The organism is Pontibacter sp. 13R65 (genome assembly GCF_047525655.1).
In the GTDB taxonomy this organism is placed as follows: Bacteria; Bacteroidota; Bacteroidia; order Cytophagales; family Hymenobacteraceae; genus Pontibacter.
In genome coordinates, this window is sequence record NZ_JBLIQL010000004.1 from 66,782 (window position 1) to 86,275 (window position 19,494).

The following is a 19,494-nucleotide window of genomic DNA, read 5'->3' on the forward strand; positions in this document are numbered from 1 at the left end:
GAGCTTTAGGAAGTACTTAAAATTATTCTGGCCGGATGCAGGCCGCTTTATACTTGCACGGTAGCATTTCTAAAACCGTACTGCTGCGCTAATTGCAGGCATTCTGTTGCGGGCAAAATTCCATCAGAAGAGGTTGCGGCAAATAAGCTTCTGGCGGCAGCGCAAACACCTAACTGCAGGCACTGACTCATTTCCCAGTTTTCGTGCACCCCCATTAAAATGCCTGCGGCAAAAGCATCGCCGGCACCCGAAGCTCCTGCAATTTTGTCGGATGGTAAGTTTATGCTCGGCTGAAAAAGCTGTTCCCCGGTTTTGCTCACGGCAATGGCACCAGCTGGAAAATGTAAGATAACCCACCTGTTAACACCCATTTCCAGAAGCTTCCAGGCAGCATCCGTGCATTTTTCCTCTAACACCTGCCCGTTCTGCACAGTCTCAATTCCTGTTATCATGCTTGCTTCAAATTCATTTACAAAGAGATAATCTAAGTAAGGCAGGGAGGAGGGTATTGTTTCCCTGAACCTGTTGGAGCGTTCGCTTACAATGTCTGCTGAGGTAATAAAGCCGTGGTTTTGGGCACTTTTCAGCACTTTGGCGGCGCGGGTAGTGCCATCGGCTTCCTTTACATCAAGCTTATCGAGCAGGAGAAGGTAACCCAGATGAAAGATCTTTGCCTGTGAGGCAGCGAAGTCGAAATGATGCATATCGAGCAGGGCGTTTGCGCCGCGCTGATGGAAAAAAGTTCTTTTGCCAGTGCACTTCACCGACATAACATCGGTGTAGGATGTGTGCGCCTCGGTCGTTTTGCGAAGCTGGCTTGTGTCTATCTGGTGCCTACTGCAGTCCTGTAGTATTTTTTCTCCTCTTTCGTCGTCGCCTATCAGCCCAAGCCCACTTATTGGAAAAGGTGCCTTTAGCTTAGCCAGTCCCTTTACCACATTAAAGGCGGAGCCTCCGTTGCAGCTATACTCTGCCAATATGCTTACCAGTTTTTCTTCTTCAGGAAAAACATCAATCAATTTTACATGATCAATAATCCAGTTTCCGCTAACTAATATTCCGTTTCTCACAGTTTGTCGCTTAGAAGTTTTACAATAGCAGGTTCATCCTCTGTTATATCAGAGTAACGCCCTATGTTGGGATCAGAAAAGAAATTGTCATGCAGGTCATCGTTCGCAGTAGAAACCTCTCCAATGATGCACTCTTCGGAAGCAGGATAAAAGGCATGCCAGGTGCCGGGCGTAATAGTTACCCGTTCTCCGGCCTGCAGTGCCAGCACCTCTCCTGAAGCAATTTTCTGGTAGGCTCCGTTTACTTTCACCTGAATAGATTCCTGGTTGTGGTGCTTGGCAGGGTCCTGTGCCCATAGCTGGATATGTAGGGTGCCGGTGCGACAGATGATGTCTTCTTTCTTTTTCTGGTGCGTATGGGCCGGTGTTACCTGGTTGCATGTGGCATACATCAGCTTTTCGCAGTACTCGGGTTCTTCTGCCAGGTTAACGAGCACCAAGCCAGCTGTTGAAAAGGAGCCAAGGCCAAAGTCAGTCACATCCCAGCGGGGGGCAGGGGGTAAAGTCCAGCCATTTTGCTCAAAAAACTGCCGGGACGCGCGTATGACTTCGTTTATCTCTGACCTTTTCATGCAGGTTCTTCTTGGTAATATATCACTTTTTCTACTGTATTTCCTGCAAAAGATTTTAAAGCGGCTTCAAATACGCAATGGCTCTGTACGGCTTCTTCCATGGTAACGCAACCGAACCTGCCAGCTAGCGCACCTTCTCTTTCGGCTACAAAAGCTGCCAGCATTTGCATAAAGCAATCTGCAAAACCCGGTTCAAAAATGCCCCCGGTTATGGTGGGGAAGGGAACTCCTTTAAAGCCGAGATCGGTTCTTTGCCAAAACTGCTCTTCCTCGCGCTTAAAGGTCCAGAGTGCTTTGGTGTCTTTGGTGCTGTACCTTACGCCGCCTTCTGTTCCCAGTACTTCAATAAACCAGGTGTTCGTTTCGCCGGGGGCAAGTCGTTTCATTTCCAGCGTCATGGGTACCTTGTGGTGGTCTATTTCTACCTGCGTGGAGAGGGTGGCATTATTCCATGTGTCGCATTCGGCCATGCCTCCTTTGCCGTCGGGGCGCTCGGTTACAATCTTTTGCAGTTGGGCGAAAACAGACTGAGGTTTCCAGCCAAGCCTTAGCGGTACGTGCAGCACATGCATGCCTAAGTCGCCCATTACGCCAATTTCGCCGCAAAACTTCTCCTGCCTTTTCCAGTTAATCGGTTTTGTAGGGTCCATGTCGCTGGAGTGAAGAAAACCTGCTTTTATTTCGATGATCTGCCCTAAGGTACCAGATTGCACTTCTTTAATGACCCGCTGCGGCCCCGGCAGAAAGGGCATCTCTGAACTGCATCTTACGAAGCGGCCTAGTTTTTCTGCTTCTTCTTTAATGGCGAGTGCTGCCTCCAGGTCTATGCCAAACGGCTTTTCACCCAGCAAATCTTTTCCTGCCGCTAGCACCTCCAGGTAAAATGCCTTGTGCAGGTTATGCGGAAGCGCCACATATACCACGTCTATATCAGGGCGGGCAAGCAACTCTTTGTAGTCTGCTGTAAGTAGCTCTACAGAAGGAATGCTCTTATACCAGGCCAGCACCTGCTCGTTTAAGTCGCAAACGGCTTTAAGCGCTACCTTTACCGGAAAATCGTTTAAGGCAAACCAACGGCCGAACGCACTGGCGGCTTCTTTACCCATCAGTCCGCCGCCAATAATTCCAATATTTACTGTTCTCATGTTTCTATTGTTGATTGGGTGATTTTTGAAAGCTGCTAAGCTGATGCAACAGCACTTTTAGGCACCTGGTAGTCAAAAAGAACTTCTAACTACCGTTTGTTATTTGTGAGTTAAAAAAACTTACCAGCTTTTTATTTTATGAAAGATAGGCTGGGGCAAGTTTAGGAGATGCCTTCAAGAACTGGCTTGCCTCCTGCGGTTGGGCACCTTCATGCACAATAGCCATGAGGGCCTTTGTCATGCCGGCAGGGTTTTCGTGCTGAATAACGTTTCTGCCATATACAATGCCTTTTACGCCTTGCTGCATCAGACCATACGTTCTATCCAATATTTCCTGGTCACTTGCTTTTCCGCCTCCACGTACCAATACAGGTATATTGCCTGCCGTTTCTACAACCCGGTGGTACTGGTTCACATCGTCAGTTGGGTCAGCTTTTATAATGTCGGCTCCCAGTTCTACTCCTTGCCTTACCAAAGGAATAATTTTTTCGGGATCGCCGTTTACCATATAACCACCGGCCTCGTTGTTCGGACGGAAAACCAGCGGCTCCACCATTAGCGGCATGGCAAACTGGTCGCATAGCGGTTTAAGTTTCAGGATGTTCTGAATGCACAGGTCCGTTACCTCCGGCTGACCTGGAATACTGAAGAGGTTTACTACCACGCAAGTTGCATCGAGTCGCAGCGCCTGTTCCACCGCATTTTCGATCATTCTGCTGAACAAGGTCCGGGGAAGTTCTTTTCCGTACACATTCGCTACATCTGTTCGTAACACGAGCGATGGTTTTTGGCGGCCGGGGATCGATTGTAAATACTGGGCCTGGCCTACCGTAAGCTGTATGGCATCCGGAGCTGCATCTACCAATACATTTACGGCATGTTGCACATTCTCTATTCCGCTAAGGAAAGATGCTTCGTTAAAGAACCCATGGTCAATAGCTACATCAAAGCAATTGCCCGATTTCTGGTTGAATAACCTGTTTAGTCTATATGTTTTCATGATCAAATATAATAAAAATCTTCAACTTGTATATACAAGTTGAAGATTTTTATTAATTATTTTTTGTTGTTGTTTCTAAAGTGGTTTACAGCTGGAGTGGTGGGTGAAACCCTTGGTCAATTTCTAATGAAAAAGCTCCTGAAGGCCTTTTTCATTAGAATAATTTAGTTGTGTGGTAGCAGCTGGATCATCATTGCTACTGATACTAACTCATGTTGTCATCTTGTAAAGATCTTGTGGGCGAGGTCCTACAGCAGCCGCTATTAGCTTTTTGGTTTGAATTCCTCGCTAGTGCGAGCTTGTAGCTCATACTTTCATGCCAACGGTTTAACTTTTTAGCAGTCGCTATTAGCTTTTAGTCTAAGTTCGCATAGCCACTTGTTAAGCTGTGACAGCGGAGTGTAGTCATTGTATTGCTGGCTTTCTTGTTCTTTTTGTCTTGATACAAAAAGAACCAAAAAAATCAAGACGATTTTGTCTAAAGGGGGCCCCTGCACCCCCACTCGCTGAACGCTCAAACAAAAAATCGTCAACGGGTTCACTTGGCTCAGGTGTTCTCTTTGTTGCTGCCCGGCGCAATACATTAAAGAGAGCAGTTACCGCACAACTTGGATCATATGTAACTTTGTCTCTTATGAACCAGCAGCTACTTTCAGCTACAAACTAGAACGCAGCACCTGGCTTTACACCTGTTTCGTTTTTGCCTCTGTACATAAATGTGTACCTGGAGTTGTATGCTGGATTGCTTTCAACCTCCACGCTTACCGTGAAAAAGCTGCCGTGCATGTCGGGCAAAGGTAGCTGAGCCTTAGAGCCCTGGCTGTTCTGAAATTCGGGCGCACCAGGGCAAGTCCAGGTAGTTACTTTAAGTGATTTGCCACCGTCATACAACAGCGTTACGGTAATTTGAGCGGGTGCTATAGGATCGTAGGTATCGTTGAGCAGGAAGGGCTCGCATATAAAATCTTCTCCTTCGTGCCACAAAAATTTTGGTACTCTGAGGCTTGCCAGCACCGGCCGACAAGCCGCCGCTACTTCATAATAAGCAGGCTTCAGTATATTGGGCCAGTTTACCAGGCTGTTGTTGGCGGCAACCGGCCAAGGTTCCTGAAAGCACCAGTTCAGCGCCATGCTACAGTAGGGCTTTTGTCTTCTGGCTTCTTCATAAATAAACTTTAACCCTTCTGACTGGGTGAGCTGGCTAAAACGTACCAAATCTTCCAGCGAGGTAATTTCCCCGAAGTATTCTTCCAGAAAGGGAAGTTCCAGCCAGCTGTCTTTGCGCCAGGCACCAAAGGCATGGTGGGTTTCCCAGGCTGTTTCTCTTTTGGGCGGGAAAAGTTCGTGCGGAGGAATATATTGTTTTAATACCTCCAGGTTCGCCACGCCGGGTACTCCGAACTCGGTATAAGCTGTGTTGTCTGCACGCTGCATCCACTGAAAAACCTCTTCTCCGGTGCCAATGGTTTTGTCGTAGAACAGGTAGCTGCCGTGCCCCATACCGTTGAGCGGAGAAGTTGGAACAAAAGGCGTGTAAGGGTCTAGGCGGTAACATAAGCTATTCAGCAGGCGCAAGGCCAGCGATTGATCGGTCATGCCTCCCCAGGCGTTAAAGAGCTCGTTTCCTCCGGACCAGATAGCTAAACAGGCATGGGCTTTCACCCGGTTGATGATGGAGGTAGCTTCCTGCTCTAATACAGCTAAGTAGGACGCCTTGTCGGTGTAGTTGTTGCAGGCTAAGGGGAACTCCTGCCACACCAGCATGCCTTGCTCATCGCACAAATCAAAGAACGACTCTTTGTTGGTAATGCCCCCGCCCCAAATGCGGAGGATGTTAAAGTTTGCTTCTTTAGCCAGCTGAATCTGTTTCTCGTAAGTTTCATTTGTAATCAGGCCAATAAAAATTTCGGGGTGCACCCAGTTGGTGCCTTTTGCAAATATGCGCCTTCCGTTTATTTCCAGACTGGCCGGAGCTCTGTTTCTGGAGGCAGGAAAAACAAGAGGCTTATCCCACTCGCCTTCATTCATCAATAACTTCACTCTCCTGAAGCCCACTTTGCTATGGCTACTGTCCAGCTCCTCCTGCTCGGCGTTGAGAATGGTTACTTCGCTGGTGTACAAAGTAGGAGATCCGTAGCCGCTTGGCCACCATAGCGCAGGCTCCTGCAGTTGGGTGCTTATGCTTTCAGTATTACTGCTAAGGATGCCTTCCTGTGCAATGGCAATTTGGCCGCTTTCGGTTGTTAGAGACCATTTATAGTGCTTACCGGCTAATGCTTTGCCTTCCAGGTTTAATTGCACCTGTGCCTGAGATAGCTCCTCGTTCAGTTGGTAAGTAACTGTGGATGCTGTGAGGTAGGTGCTGCTTCGTACTTCGAGGTAGGTCTCATCCCAGATTCCTCTGGTAACCAGCCTTGGGTGCCAGTCCCAGCCGTAGCTTACTGCCGGCTTAGCGCTCTCGCGGGCATGTTGCCGGTATGTATCGGTGCCTGGAGTATACGCAGGGGCTCCTGCCACTTTCGGAATGGGCTTTATCTGTACCTGAAGCTCATTTATATCCTGCAGCTGGTCTGTCAGGTCGAGGTCTACATAGGTAAACATACCTTCCTGCTCCAGAAGCTGGGTACCGTTCAGGCTTATTTTAAAATCATATTCTATTCCTTTTGAATGAAAGCAAAGCCTTTGCCCAGGGTGCAGATCTGGTCTGGGGAAAGAAGTTCTGTAGGTGAAGTAGTAGTCTTCCATCCAATCGAACTGCTTTACGTTATCGGCATACCAATATGGCTGTTGGTAATTTTCAGCCTGCATTACGTCTAATTGAACAGCACCCGGAACAGTGGCTGGTATCCATTTTTCGGGTGCGGCTTCTTCAGAAAAATGGTAGCCAATTTCCCATTTCGGCTTTATTTTATCTAGCAAACGTTTGTTATTTTGTTGTGGCATGATGTTCTTTGCGTACACTCTTTATTCAAGATAGAAGATAATAATTTGTTGTGTATGTAGCCTTCATTTCTAACCAAGGTAATACATGATCTTGTAAATGAAGAGAAACTTTGTAAGCCCTGAAGAGCTTTTTGTTCTAGTGCAACAACCTACTGTTGTGCAGGGAAAGAGCAGAAGTAGACAAAAAAGCGGGCATGCATGCTTCTTCAGAAATGATTAACCAAACATAAGAATTTCATCTTGTCTATACAAGTTGGTTTTGATATTTTTATGCCTTTAATACCCCTCTTTCCAAAGGCATGATAAAACTGAAAATGCTTGTATCATAACTCCTGTATCCTGTTGCTGCTGTTTTTGTAGAGAGACATGGTATAACTTGTATAATCAAGTTCTGGTAAAGCCCCGTAAATAGTTACCTTTGTTACTTTATTGTTACGTTTACCTTCATGAGCAAGAAAGAAACTACGCCTTTATACAAAAAGGTAATTGATGATTTGAAATCGATGATGGATAAAGGGGAGTTTAAGAAAGGCGATCTGCTTCCTTCTGAAAATGAGCTCTGCAAAACCTACAATACCACACGGGTAACCATACGGCAGGCGCTCTCTGACCTTACAAATATGGGCTACATTACCCGCAGGCATGGCAAGGGCAGTATTGTATCGGAACCTAAAAAGGGATTGGGCATTCTTTCGTTGCATGGCGTTACCGCTGGTGTCGGCGATCAGACGCTGATCACTTCTATTCTGCAGAAGCCAGTGCAGCAATCCTGGCCTTCAGGCTTTCCTTATGAAATCAGTCAGGAAGAGCAGGAGGCAGGCTGTATGTTCTTTACCCGACTACGAATTATAAATGATAAACCCGTATTGTTTGAAGAGACGTACATCACAAACCGTAATCTTCCCGGGTTTCTAGCGCTGGACCTGGAAAACCGCTCCTTGTTTAAAACACTGAACGATCAATATCAGGTAGAGATAAAGGAAGGTGAGCAGCAAATATGGGCTATACACGGTAATAAGAATATCAGCAAGCTTCTGGATATAAAAACCAATCACCCGATTGTGCACATGAAAAGAAGGCTGCAGACAAATGTGCCGGAATTGAACATCTACTCTTTTGTTTACTGCAATACGCAGGAATATTTTTTGCAGGATTACTTTTAATGCAGCCGGAAGGCCTGGGTGCTAAAAGGTGGATTTTACCTCCGGAAGGATGCTTTTATTTGAATAATTGCGCTGCACCCCTGGTTTGGCTGGTAGTAGGCCTGCTTACAAAGAGGCCCTTCTTATGATTTCAAAAGTGTTGTTGCAGCTGTTTACAGGGTGCTGTTGGCTGGTAGAGCCGGAGGGCAGGGTTGTGGTAACAACTGTTAAATTCATCAGCTTTTTGATAGGGCTATCGTCAAAAGCAAGAAGTCCTATGTCTTGTCCGAGCTTATAACCAAACATGTTCGTTTTGGCAATGAGTGAAGCCAGGTCTGCGTCGTTCAAGGTGAAATACGCGGTGCCAGGAGATGGTATTTCGGTAGCAGCACACTCCAAAATGGTGTAGCTTCTGTTAAAGCGCTGGCAATATTGCAGAAAGCCTTGTTGTGCTACGGGCCAGGAACATTCCCTGGTGGAGGTTACCAGTACCAGCTTCTCGTACTCTATCAATAAATCTGAAATGCCTGTTAGTGCACTACAAATATCATTTGCCTGGCTGTTTGGAATAGGCAAGTTATTGACACTTGTAGTGATTCTTTTATTAGTTAGAGCCAGTTGCCGGTCTTTTAATCTAATCATCGTGGTGTGGTTACTAACATAAAATTTGTTCGAAGATATGATTTTTCAGATTCGGCTACCTAACACATTGCTGTTTTTATGCTAAAGTAAGGTTATGAGCCCTTAGGCAATTCTTGTAAAAGCACCTCTGTAAGGCTACTTTTATTAGAATAATTGCTCTTGGCGCCTGCAGAGCTTACCTGGCATACTTAAATTTACCCTGCATCACCTCCCTGAAGAACTTGCCCTGTTCCGTTGGCTCGTAGTCCCAGTTCTTAATCATTTGCGGTACCCAAACCGGGTCGAATACCCAAACTACCCACGATATGCCTTTTTTATTGAAGTAGTTCATAATAGAGGGGCCATACACACCGTCGTCGTGCAGGTTTTCGTCGTCGCCTTCTTTCATAAAACCAAGTTCTGTTGCTACCACGGGGTACTTATCGGCTACATAACCAAAATCTTCTTCCCACTTAGGTTCGCGCGGAACAGGCCTTTTGCCAGGGTAAGGGTGGGTAACATAGCCTATACCTTCTCTGGCAATAGGGTTTTCTCTGACAGGAGTCAGGTCATAAGCCCAGTTAAAACCGGCTACCAGCGGAATCGCTTTTTTGTTTTGTGCATAAATTACATCGATAATCTGCTCTGCCAGCACTTTCCATTCTGCCCAGGTGGTATTGCCGTACTGGCCATCGTAGATGGTGGGTTCATTAAAAATTTCGTAGAAAGCTACCGCCGGAACGTCTTTGTAATGAGCTGCAATGGTGCGCCAGAAATTAAATGTTTCCTGTTTGGTTGTGTAATGCATGTCATGAGCCAGAATTTCCATGTGCAGGTTGCCGATAGAGTGCCAATCTATAATAAGGTAAATACCCAGCTCGGAGCTCCAGGTAACGGCATCATCTAGCAGGCGCATATATTCCTCCACGCCCCGCTGGTGCCAGGCAATCGGGTGTACCGGAATGCGAATAATGTTCGCACCCCAGCGCTTTATTTCTTCAAAATGCCGTTTGTTCCAGCGGCCATCTTTTACCAGTTTGTCAGGATCGGAGATTGAAAGACCTTTAAAAACAATCGACTTTCCACTTTCATCTACAAAAGAGTTTCCTTTTACCCTGATAAAAGACATTTTCTTGCTCTTAGGATCTGCTTTGTATGGTTTGAGTTCCTCAATATGCCACCATTCTCGTTTTACTTCATTACTTTTAAGACCCGGCTGGGCGGAACTATACAAAGGAAGAAAAAAGACGAATAAGTAGAGAAAAGCTATTTGCAGCGATTGGAAGTTTAGCATCATTATTTCAGATTTTCTTGCTGAACAGGAGAGGTTTAATTTAAATATTTGGTAGTATTTAAATACCGAATTATAGTATATAATTAACAATTATAATTTACTTAAATCAACTCGGAGTCACTTATAGGCCAAAATACAGCTACAAACCTACAAAAACACTTGTTGAATTGTATAGCACATTTTTATCGTTTTGTTGAATTAAATAACAAGTGTTCGTTATTAAGTGTACGCCTTCTGGAAACTTACTAGCACCCTCAAAGCTAAATTAAGGTTAAAGCCTCCTGAAGGGTTTTTTCATTAGAAGAATGGCTCATTCGATGTTAAGAGAGTCAGGTGATTCCTCAGAATCAAACTCGGGAAATAACGTTTAAATAAATATTCGTAGGCCAGCATAGCTTTGCCGGAATTGGGTAGGAGTGCACCCATATTTCGTTTTAAAAACCCGGTTAAAGTAAGACAGGTTATTAAAGCCACATTTTTGCGATACTTCGGTAATAGTTTGTATGGTGTCTATAAGCAAACGGGAGGCATGTCCCAAACGGATATCATTGAGGGTTTCGATGAAGGTTTTGCCGGTGCGTTTCTTTATAAACCTGGAGAACGAAACATCCGACATGTTCACAACCTTGGCTACATCGGCTAAAAGTATATCCTGGGTGTAATAGGCCTGCATGTAGTTATAGGATTTTTGGATTCTGCGGCTATTAGATTGGTAAAGCTCTGATGAGAAGGTGCTGGTAGAAAGCGAGCGGATATTGCCTGAAATGGAAAGGTCATGTAAAATGGAAATGAGGTCAAGCACTGAATCGAATCCGCTCTTATCCACCAGTCCCAGAATCCGTTCTTTAAAGGCTACTTTCGTTTTCGTAGAAAATGTAATTCCCTTATAAGAGTGTTGCAGCATTGTCCGGATAAAGCTGAGCTGGTTTCTTCGCAGAAACTTGTCGTCAAAAAGATCCCTATGAAATTGGATTGTAACCTCACGTATCTCCTGGTCCTGGCTATGGTGGTTAAACCAGCCATGCGGCAGGTTACCGCCAATTAGCACGAGGTCCAGATTATCTATTATCTCTGTATGGTCACCCACAATACGCTTTGTGCCAGCCCCATTTATAACAAAATTTAGCTCAAACTCATCGTGGTAATGTAGCGGAAAATCGAATACTTTCTTTTTCCTGGAGAATAAAGTAAAGCAATCGTTCTGCGTTAGCGGCGTAATTTCTCGATAGATGGCATTCACAAAATTTTATTTAAAACAGTCTTACATAGGTAATATTAGTATAACTGTGCCTCTTCACATGGCAGAAGAGCAGTATCAACGCTAGGTTTGAACATCATATAAAGGTTAGAGTGATAACCCTCTAATAAAGAAAAATATAACCCTTTAATAATCCTGTGATCTGCTTTTTTCAGACAATGAGACAGGTTTTTACTTTCAGTTGCCTAAAAACAAATGTTTGTGTTCAGTCGCAAGAAAAGTAAAATTCGGCAGGTAAGAGTATTAAATGATGTATAAAGTAAAAAGTTTGATAAAACAGTATTAGTTCATCACCCTTTTGTTAGTATACATTTGTTAGAACATAAACTAACAGTTGTTTGTGATTTCTTACAGCTTGTTATTCTATTCTGCTATACTATCTCGGTTTACCCTCCGGGTAACGCTACTGCATGCTTCTATTCTCTTTAGTAAGGAGTTGATAGGACGTTTATTCGATGTTATGAAAAGGTTTGTTTGGCTTACTTTCCTCTTAAGATGCTAGGACTGTAGGAACTGAATTGCCCACATAGATTATTGGCCAGTGTGGCCAGAGAAGGAATTCAGAACTTCAGAGACTACACGAAATTAGCTGCCTTAGCCTTTGAGCTGGTTACACATCATTGTTATAAAATTTAGTTAATCATGACAAAAATTGATAGAAGGTTGATGCTTAAAACAATTGGCGTTGCTTCGGTAGGAGCCGTTACACCCAATTTGTTAAAAGGTGAGGTGCTGAAGAAACCTTATGAGATAAAAAGGAGATCCTTAAAAACAGATATACTGGTTGTTGGCGGAGGCACAGCTGGCGTAATTGCGGCAATACAGGCTGGCAGAGCAGGACGAAAAGTTGTTCTGGTAGAAAATGGAAGCCAGCTAGGAGGTACTACTACAACCGGAGGAGTGGCCTACCCGGGCATTTACTTTGCCTGGGGAAAGCAGGTGATCGGTGGCATTGGTTGGGAACTGGTGCAGGAAGCAGTGGCCATGAACAATGATACACTCCCTGACTTTTCGGTGCCGCACGGTGAGCAACACTGGACTCATCAGGTAAGAGTAAATGCGCCTTTGTATGCGATGCTAGCCGAGCAGAAGTGCCTGGAAGCCGGAGTCCAAATTCGATATTACGAATCTCCCACACAGGTAGCCTTCAGCAACAACAACTGGAAAGTGCAGACTACGGGGAAAGGCGTTAGTACTGAAATAACCTGCAATCAATTGATAGACTGTACAGGAAATGCTTATGTAGCTTCTATTGCCGGGTTTAATCTAATAAGAGAAGAGGAAACGCAACCTGGTACGCTCATGTTCCAGTTGGGAGGTTATGACTTTGATAAATTAGATGTGGCCTTAATCCGAAACAAATACAACAAGGCACTGGAGCAGGGAGAGCTAGTAAAATCAGAATTCAGGGGAGACATTATAGGACTTTTAAGAAGCAAAGGAGACAACATACAGCACATTGCTGGCGCCGATTCCACCACATCGGAAACCCACACCCTTGCCAATATTAAAGGCAGAACTTCTTTATACAATCACCTCCGTTTCCTGAAGACACTGCCTGGTTGCGAAAAGATTGTGCTACGGCAGATGCAGACAGAAACAGCCGTGCGCGAAACCTTCCGGATAGACGGCCATTATAAAATTACCCACGAAGACTACATTACAGCCAAAAAGTTTGATGATGCTGTATCTTATTCTTATTACCCTATAGACCTGCACGACGAAGCCGGTGTGATTCCAAGTCAGTTAGAGCCTGGCACAGTACCCATGATTCCGCTTCGGGCCCTGGTGCCCAAAAACAGCCGAAATTTTTTAGTAGCAGGTCGAAGCCTTTGTAGCGATCGTTTGGCCAATTCTGCCTTGCGGGTGCAAGGCTCTTGTATGGGCATGGGCCAGGCGGCGGCGGCGGTGGCTGTGCTTGCAAACAAAAGTAACAAAACGCCTCTGGATGTGCCCATGCGCGAAATCAGGAAGTTGCTGGAAGAACATGGTGGAATAGTGCCAGCATAAACGGCTACTGGGGATCCTGCCTATTCAAACAAAATTGTTTTTTACACATCCTTGTAGTGGTAAAACAGCAACTGATCGAAGAATGGGAGGCACAAGAGCATTTTTGCCTACAATTATAGGGTTGATAGTTAAACATGGAAAGAAAAATTAATAGGAATATACTTTGTTGCTTCGCCCTGTTGTTGATTTCAACCTTGGTTGCATTTCAGAAAGCTGAGAATAAAAAATATTTCCGCTCACCTACCATCTTGGTGAAATATGATAGGATAGATGCGCATTTTGTTGCTTTCGGAGATTCAACTTCCAATGATACGCTGTATCAAGTCTGGTCAAAAGATAACTACCCTGTCGCCTACTTTCGGGAGATTAAAACAGGAGTTTGTTTCGATAATAAATGCCGGCAGTTGGATGTGGTGCTTTACTGGAACATTACAGGGCGCTATCTAGGCTTTGAGCTTCCTCAGGGCGAATACTTAAGTAAAACGGATCATGAGCCTTTCACAGAACAAGAGTATGAGCAGTTAAGCGATATACTGGCAGACAAAAGATCTCCTCTTGCTAATTTTACTTATAACCAAGTAGTACAGGAGCCGGTGTCTAAACTAGCGGGGTTAGACGGGATTACTTCCGCTACCTCTCCGGCGGTACTGGAGCATGTAGTACCTGGAGCAGCTTATACTACCTACAAGTTGTGGCATCTGGTATATGGTTCTGCCCAGGCAGAGGTAATGCGTTTCACCAGAATGGCTCTTTCACCGGAGTTAATGCTACAAATACTCAACAGCCCTGATGAGAGTGATGTAATGTGGGCATTGCATCATATCAAGGGCTACGTGCCGCTCAGTCCGAAGCTTAGCAATAAAATTCTTGGATTCATAAATACCGAAAACTACAGCCTTTCAGAACGGGCAATTTATGCTTTAGATCCTGTTGAGCTTACATCCGATTCGCTGCAATTCCATTTGCTTCAGAAATTTTATGAATCTGATTACAGCATTAAAAAGCTGATTATAGATAAACTAAAAGAAGCTCCTGAGTTAAACTCTCGCGTTAAAGAAAAACTGGCCGGTAATCTGGCGCAATTAAACGGCGAGATCATTAGTAGGGTGCTGGAGGTTTTTAAGCGCCATAAACTTACAGATGTTGAAGCATATCGTAAAGTAGCTGAGCTCTTACAAGATGAGAATGACTTTATTTCAAAAAAGGCTTTTGATTTTCTTCGGCATGAGCAGGTGAAGGAGGAGGGTATACAAAAACAACTCAAAGAATATGGCCTGAAACATGATGTCTCATTAAACTGAGCGGACAGTTTTTTAATCCCACTGATGAAGTTGTCTTAAGGAATAAAATATTTATAAATTGGGTTGCCTAAACCTAATTTAAGAGTTGCAGGCAAACAGGTACTCAGCGAACAATGTATTTCCTAAATCCTTCCGAAGCTGTATCTGCCACAGCACCGTCTTTTTTACGATAAATAAAATAAGCTTCCAGGTTTTTCTTATTGTTCACGAAATTCAAAGCTTCCTCTACCTTCATGGCCATCAGAGGGTTGTCATATCCATCGGCTGTCAGGGCATCTTTGGCAACAACAGTGACACTTATCATATCATTTTCAAAAGGATAACCTGTTTTTGGGTCGATAAGGTGTGAGCGTTTTATGCTTCCGTCCATAACAAATTTTCTGTAGCTACCAGATGTTGTTATAGCGCCTTTGTTAATGGAGATGACCCTGTTTATAATGAGCTTGTCCTGCTTATTTTCAGGTGGTCCCTCAATGCCTATTTTCATGCTTTCCCCATTTGGCTTCCTGCCGCTTACTCTTATTTCGCCCCCAATTTCTACCAGGTAATTTCGAATGCCTTTCTTTTGTAGAAAGTTAGCGATTAGGTCTACGCTGTATCCTTGGGCAATTCCATTTACATCAATTTTCACGCAAGGGGAGTGTTTTATAATAGTGCCTTTTTGAAGTGAAATTTTATTGGAGCCTACACAGTGTAAGAGCGCTTTAATACTTGCCGAATCAGGTAGATAAGAAACAGATTTGTTGCCAAAACCCCAGGCGTTTACCAAAGGGTAAACAGTTATGTCGAATTTTCCTTCTGTTTCACTGAATATAGCCATCGATTTCCGGACAACGGTTAAGAGGTGCTTATCGGCCTTAATTCCTGTTGATGATTCATTAAACCTGCTGATTAAAGAGGATGGGTTATAGATAGAAAGGGAGCTGTCTATGTTGCTGAAAACTGATTCTATTTCTGCTTTTGTAATGAGGCTGCTTTTGGCAAAGTATGTTATATGGTAGCTGGTGCCTTGTGCATAACCATTTATGTCATAAACTTTCTTTGCTCCTCCTGTAAAAGAGCTCACAAGGAGGAACATGAGAAGTATAAGAACCTGGCCGCCCCTTTTCATACGGAATTTTCATTTGAGCAGGGTAAGCATAGTGGGTTTATCCAGAGGAGCATATCAGACAGAGATGATAGGGGCAAATAATTTAACAAGTTAAACTAAATCCTGAAGAAACTTCCGTCAAGCTAACTAATATATGATCAAAAAAGGAGGTGGAACTTCTGAAAATATTAGTTAGAAAAGGAGTTGTCTTTTACTTTTCGTACACTCATGCTATTGTGTATTTGTGCAAATGAAGTAGTGTTGAGGTTAAATTATTGAAATTATAATGATTAAAACAGACACAGAACTTAATGTGTAATTTTAAGAAGCAAAACTTGGCTCTTTAACCCTAAAATAGTAAAAAAATCTGTAATACATCAAAATAAGAAGGTTTTTTTAATGGTAGCTGGTAGTTCTGACATAACTATCACAATATAGTGCAGGTGGTAGCCATGCATTCTTTTTGTTGAGTGGTTAAAAATCAGGCTATTTGTCGAACAAATAGATAAAATAGTATTATGTAATAATTGCCCCGCCGCTTTAAATTTGTTTTATCAGTAGCTAACTAACATTCGCAATTATAGCTTCTCTTGTTAGTCGCTGTTGTTAAAAAATTTTGTGTACTTACTATCCTATCAGATGAGGCTTTCTGCACTAGACATCAGCATAATTTTTATTTACCTCCTAGCTGTGGCAGTTATTGGGCTTGTCATGCAGAAGCGTGCTAAACGCAATATTGGGTCTTACATGTTGGGTGGCAATAAGCTGCCATGGTACGCTTTGGGAGTATCTAATGCGTCAGGTATGTTCGATATTTCTGGTACCATGTGGATGGTGATGCTGGCCTTTGTGTATGGACTGAAAAGTATTTGGATTCCCTGGCTCTGGCCTTCTTTTAACCAGGTGTTCCTCATGATGTTTCTTGCATCGTGGCTACGCCGTTCTAACGTAACAACGGGTGCAGAGTGGATATTGACCCGTTTTGGCCGGGGCAGGGATACCAGCAAAGCGCACAGTATTGTGGTTGTTTTTGCATTGCTCAGCTGCCTTGGTTTTCTTGCTTACGGGTTTATTGGCTTAGGAAAGTTCGTGGAAATTTTTATTCCATGGTCTGTTGTAGAGCCTTTTGTGCCTATTCAGGTTTCTGCAGAGTATGTGCCTCATTTCTACGGACTGGCGTTTACCTTTTTTGCTGTTTTCTATTCTGTTTTGGGTGGAATGGCCAGTATTGTGTGGGCCGATGTGGTGCAGTTTGTTATCATGACTATAGCGGCTGTTGCCATTGCCATAATTGCTATAAATGAACTGGCAATAAGTTCGCTGCAGGTGCCTGCGGAATGGTTTACCCCCTTTTTCGGAGCTCAACTGAACATGGACTGGACAGGTATTATAGACGAAGTAAATGAGAAGATTCAGACAGATGGCTTCTCGCTTTTCGGCATCTTTTTCTCGATGATGCTTTTTAAAGGTGTGCTGGCAAGCCTGGCTGGACCTGCCCCAAACTACGACATGCAAAAGATCTTTTCTTCGCGCTCTCCTCAGGATGCAGCTAAAATGAGCGGCTTTGTGTCGCTGGTGCTGTTGCCTACCCGGTATCTTATGATCATAAGCTTTGCGGTACTTGCTTTATTAAATTATTCAGAACTTAATCTGGAGTCGACCAGCGGGATAGATTTTGAAAAGATTCTGCCAGCTGCCATTCAGAATTTTGCTCCTGAAGGAATTTTAGGTTTACTATTAGCTGGCCTCCTGGCAGCTTTTGTCGGCACTTTTGCGGGAACACTAAACGCAGCCCAGGCTTATATTGTAAACGACCTATATTTGAAATACATTAATCCAAAGGCCTCTAATAAAACTGTAACCAATATGAATTACCTCACCGGCATTTTAGTGGTAGCGCTGAGTGTGGTGGTCGGCTTTTTCTCGAAAGATGTGAACAGCTTGCTGCAATGGATTGTGGCAGGGTTGTACGGCGGGTATATAGCGGCCAATGTTCTTAAGTGGTATTGGTGGCGGTTCAATGGCAATGGGTTTTTCTGGGGTATGATGGCAGGTATTGTGCCAGCCCTTGTTTTTCCTTACATCTTCGATGGGCTGGATCTCTACTATTTCCCGCTATTGCTCTTTATCTCGCTGGTTGGAAGTGTGGTGGGTACCTACATGGCTCCACCAACAGATATGGAAACCCTGAAGAAGTTTTATTTCTCGGTGCGACCCTGGGGCTTTTGGGAGCCAGTGCACAAGCTCGTGGTAGCCGAGCATCCTGATTTTAGAAAGAACAAAAATTTCGCACTCGACTCCTTTAATGTAGTATTAGGGGTTGTAGGGCAACTGTGCCTCACGCTGTTGCCCATTTACTTGGTGCTGCAGATGTTCACTGAGCTGGCAGTGGTGCTCGGAGTTCTAAGCGTGTGCGGTGTTATTCTGAAAAGAACCTGGTGGGACAAACTTTACTCTGAAGAGGAGAAGGCTAACCGGCGCGAAAAAGCCCTTGTCTCGAACTAATACCATGTGCAGCTTATCAAGGTTGAGCCAAATTATTATAATGAAAATAGCCTTCCGGAGCAGAAAAGCCCGGTTTTTCGCTTAGGGTTGTTTCTAGGGAAGAGCCGGTATTCTAAAGAGGTTGTGTAGCGCCTCTTATTAATTTGTCTCTCAAAGCCCGAAAAGAGCTAAAACAAAAGTAGACTTATTTTCTGCACCTGGTCTCTCGGTGGCAGGAGAGCGAACTCTGGCTCCTAAGGAGAACAAAGCTTGCCAGAGCTGCCTGGTTGGCTTGAGTATGATACACATAGATCACGTAGATAAGACATAATTCTAATAACGATGGGAACTGCCTTTACACAAAGACTAAAGCAACTGCAAGAAGCGCATCAGGAACTTATTGCCAAAAAAAATGAGAAAGAGTCACTGGGAAATGGTGTGTTTAACCGGTACAAAAACCCAGTAATTACGGCCGCTCACACGCCTCTGTTCTGGCGTTACGACTTTAACCCAGAAACGAATCCGTTTTTCATGGAGCGTTGTGGAATTAATGCAGCATTCAATCCGGGGGCAATTAAGCTCAATGATAAGTTTTTGCTGGTCGTTCGGGTAGAAGGCTTGGATCGGAAATCTTTTTTCGCGGTGGCCGAGAGCGACAATGGTATCGATAATTTTCAGTTTTGGGACCGCCCCATAACACTGCCTGAAACCGAAAATCCAGATGTAAATGTATATGATATGCGTGTGGTGCAGCACGAGGATGGCTGGATTTACGGCCTTTTCTGCACAGAGCGCAAAGACCCCGGAGCCAAGCAGGGAGATGAATCAGCAGCTTTGGCACAGTGTGGCATTGCCCGGACGCGAGACTTAGTTGCCTGGGAACGACTGCCTGACCTGATTTCATCTTCTCTGCAACAGCGAAACGTTGTACTGCACCCAGAGTTTGTGAACGGCATGTACGGGTTATATACACGCCCGCAGGACAGCTTTATAGAGGCGGGAACCCGTGGTGGAATAGGTTTTGGTTTAACAGCGTCTATGGAAAAAGCCATTGTAATGGATGATGTTATTATGGATGAAAAACGCTACCACACCGTTTACGAGGTAAAGAACGGCCAAGGACCTGCCCCAATCAAAACACAGGCAGGATGGCTGCACCTGGCACATGGGGTACGCAATACGGCCGCTGGTCTCCGCTATGTTTTATATATGTTTCTGACCGACCTGCAGGAACCTGCAAAAGTAATTTACAAACCGGCAGGCTACTTTATGGCACCGGAAGGAGAGGAGCGGATTGGCGATGTGTCTAATGTGCTCTTCGTGAACGGGTGGATCAAAGATGAAGATGACACCGTGTATATCTACTATGCCTCATCAGATACCCGGGTTCATGTAGCTACTTCTTCCATAGAACGACTCCTAGACTATGTTATAAACACGCCAGCTGATGAGTATCGATCTGCTGCTTCTGTGGAAAAGCTAAATGCTCAGATAGATCATAACTTAGCCTTTTTTGAAACCATGCAAAAAGAGGCAGCCATTACGTGAGTAGAAGCTTGAGGCC

General features: G+C 44.4%; 14 protein-coding genes. 5 read left to right on the plus strand and 9 right to left on the minus strand.

What is annotated here, in order from left to right; genetic code table 11:
* Positions 1 to 47: 47 nt before the first annotated feature.
* The 5 genes from ACMA1I_RS06425 to ACMA1I_RS06445 all read right to left on the minus strand — a co-directional run bounded on the left by ACMA1I_RS06425 (position 48) and on the right by ACMA1I_RS06445 (position 6,730).
* Positions 48 to 1,070, minus strand: a complete 1,023-nt coding sequence (locus ACMA1I_RS06425; protein WP_337067473.1) for a carbohydrate kinase family protein — start codon at positions 1,068 to 1,070, stop codon at positions 48 to 50.
* Positions 1,067 to 1,642, minus strand: a complete 576-nt coding sequence (locus ACMA1I_RS06430) for a D-lyxose/D-mannose family sugar isomerase (RefSeq protein ID WP_337067474.1) — start codon at positions 1,640 to 1,642, stop codon at positions 1,067 to 1,069. The genes ACMA1I_RS06425 and ACMA1I_RS06430 overlap by 4 nt, the downstream gene beginning before the upstream one ends.
* Positions 1,639 to 2,787, minus strand: coding sequence for a Gfo/Idh/MocA family oxidoreductase (locus ACMA1I_RS06435; protein WP_337067475.1), 1,149 nt, complete (start codon positions 2,785 to 2,787; stop codon positions 1,639 to 1,641). The genes ACMA1I_RS06430 and ACMA1I_RS06435 overlap by 4 nt, the downstream gene beginning before the upstream one ends.
* Before the next feature lie 136 nt (positions 2,788 to 2,923).
* Entirely contained in the window at positions 2,924 to 3,787 is an 864-nt protein-coding gene (locus tag ACMA1I_RS06440) for an aldolase (protein ID WP_337067476.1), read from the minus strand.
* Between the two features lie 663 nt (positions 3,788 to 4,450).
* Entirely contained in the window at positions 4,451 to 6,730 is a 2,280-nt protein-coding gene (locus tag ACMA1I_RS06445) for a glycoside hydrolase family 2 protein (protein ID WP_337067477.1), read from the minus strand.
* A gap of 446 nt (positions 6,731 to 7,176) precedes the next feature.
* On the opposite strand from ACMA1I_RS06445, the gene ACMA1I_RS06450 reads away from it, so the two are divergent.
* The gene (locus ACMA1I_RS06450; RefSeq protein WP_337067478.1) at positions 7,177 to 7,893 is read left to right on the plus strand and encodes a GntR family transcriptional regulator; all 717 of its coding nucleotides are present in this window, start codon (positions 7,177 to 7,179) and stop codon (positions 7,891 to 7,893) included.
* Positions 7,894 to 7,998: 105 nt separating this feature from the next.
* On the opposite strand, the gene ACMA1I_RS06455 is transcribed toward ACMA1I_RS06450, so the two are convergent.
* The 3 genes from ACMA1I_RS06455 to ACMA1I_RS06465 all read right to left on the minus strand — a co-directional run bounded on the left by ACMA1I_RS06455 (position 7,999) and on the right by ACMA1I_RS06465 (position 11,027).
* Positions 7,999 to 8,514, minus strand: coding sequence for a hypothetical protein (locus ACMA1I_RS06455; protein WP_337067479.1), 516 nt, complete (start codon positions 8,512 to 8,514; stop codon positions 7,999 to 8,001).
* A 175-nt stretch (positions 8,515 to 8,689) separates the two neighbouring features.
* Positions 8,690 to 9,790, minus strand: a complete 1,101-nt coding sequence (locus ACMA1I_RS06460) for a glycoside hydrolase family 5 protein (RefSeq protein WP_337067480.1) — start codon at positions 9,788 to 9,790, stop codon at positions 8,690 to 8,692.
* 364 nt (positions 9,791 to 10,154) lie between these two features.
* Positions 10,155 to 11,027 carry an AraC family transcriptional regulator gene (locus tag ACMA1I_RS06465; RefSeq protein ID WP_337067481.1) on the minus strand — a complete coding sequence of 291 codons (873 nt, stop codon included), beginning with the start codon at positions 11,025 to 11,027 and terminating at the stop codon, positions 10,155 to 10,157.
* 660 nt (positions 11,028 to 11,687) lie between these two features.
* Between ACMA1I_RS06465 and ACMA1I_RS06470 the strand changes: the two genes are divergently transcribed.
* Positions 11,688 to 13,055: an FAD-dependent oxidoreductase gene (locus ACMA1I_RS06470; RefSeq protein ID WP_337067482.1), complete on the plus strand. Its 1,368-nt coding sequence runs from the start codon at positions 11,688 to 11,690 to the stop codon at positions 13,053 to 13,055.
* A gap of 134 nt (positions 13,056 to 13,189) precedes the next feature.
* Positions 13,190 to 14,356, plus strand: coding sequence for a hypothetical protein (locus tag ACMA1I_RS06475; protein ID WP_337067483.1), 1,167 nt, complete (start codon positions 13,190 to 13,192; stop codon positions 14,354 to 14,356).
* A gap of 103 nt (positions 14,357 to 14,459) precedes the next feature.
* Here ACMA1I_RS06475 and ACMA1I_RS06480 read toward each other — a convergent pair whose 3' ends face one another.
* On the minus strand, positions 14,460 to 15,434 hold the full coding sequence (locus ACMA1I_RS06480; protein ID WP_337067484.1) for an FAD:protein FMN transferase: 975 nt from the start codon (positions 15,432 to 15,434) through the stop codon (positions 14,460 to 14,462).
* A 651-nt stretch (positions 15,435 to 16,085) separates the two neighbouring features.
* Here ACMA1I_RS06480 and ACMA1I_RS06485 point away from each other — a divergent pair.
* Both ACMA1I_RS06485 and ACMA1I_RS06490 read left to right on the plus strand, forming a co-directional pair.
* Complete coding sequence (locus tag ACMA1I_RS06485; protein ID WP_337067485.1) at positions 16,086 to 17,951, plus strand: sodium:solute symporter family protein; 1,866 nt, start codon at positions 16,086 to 16,088, stop codon at positions 17,949 to 17,951.
* Positions 17,952 to 18,272: 321 nt separating this feature from the next.
* Positions 18,273 to 19,478, plus strand: coding sequence for a glycosidase (locus ACMA1I_RS06490; RefSeq protein ID WP_337067486.1), 1,206 nt, complete (start codon positions 18,273 to 18,275; stop codon positions 19,476 to 19,478).
* Positions 19,479 to 19,494 lie beyond the last annotated feature (16 nt).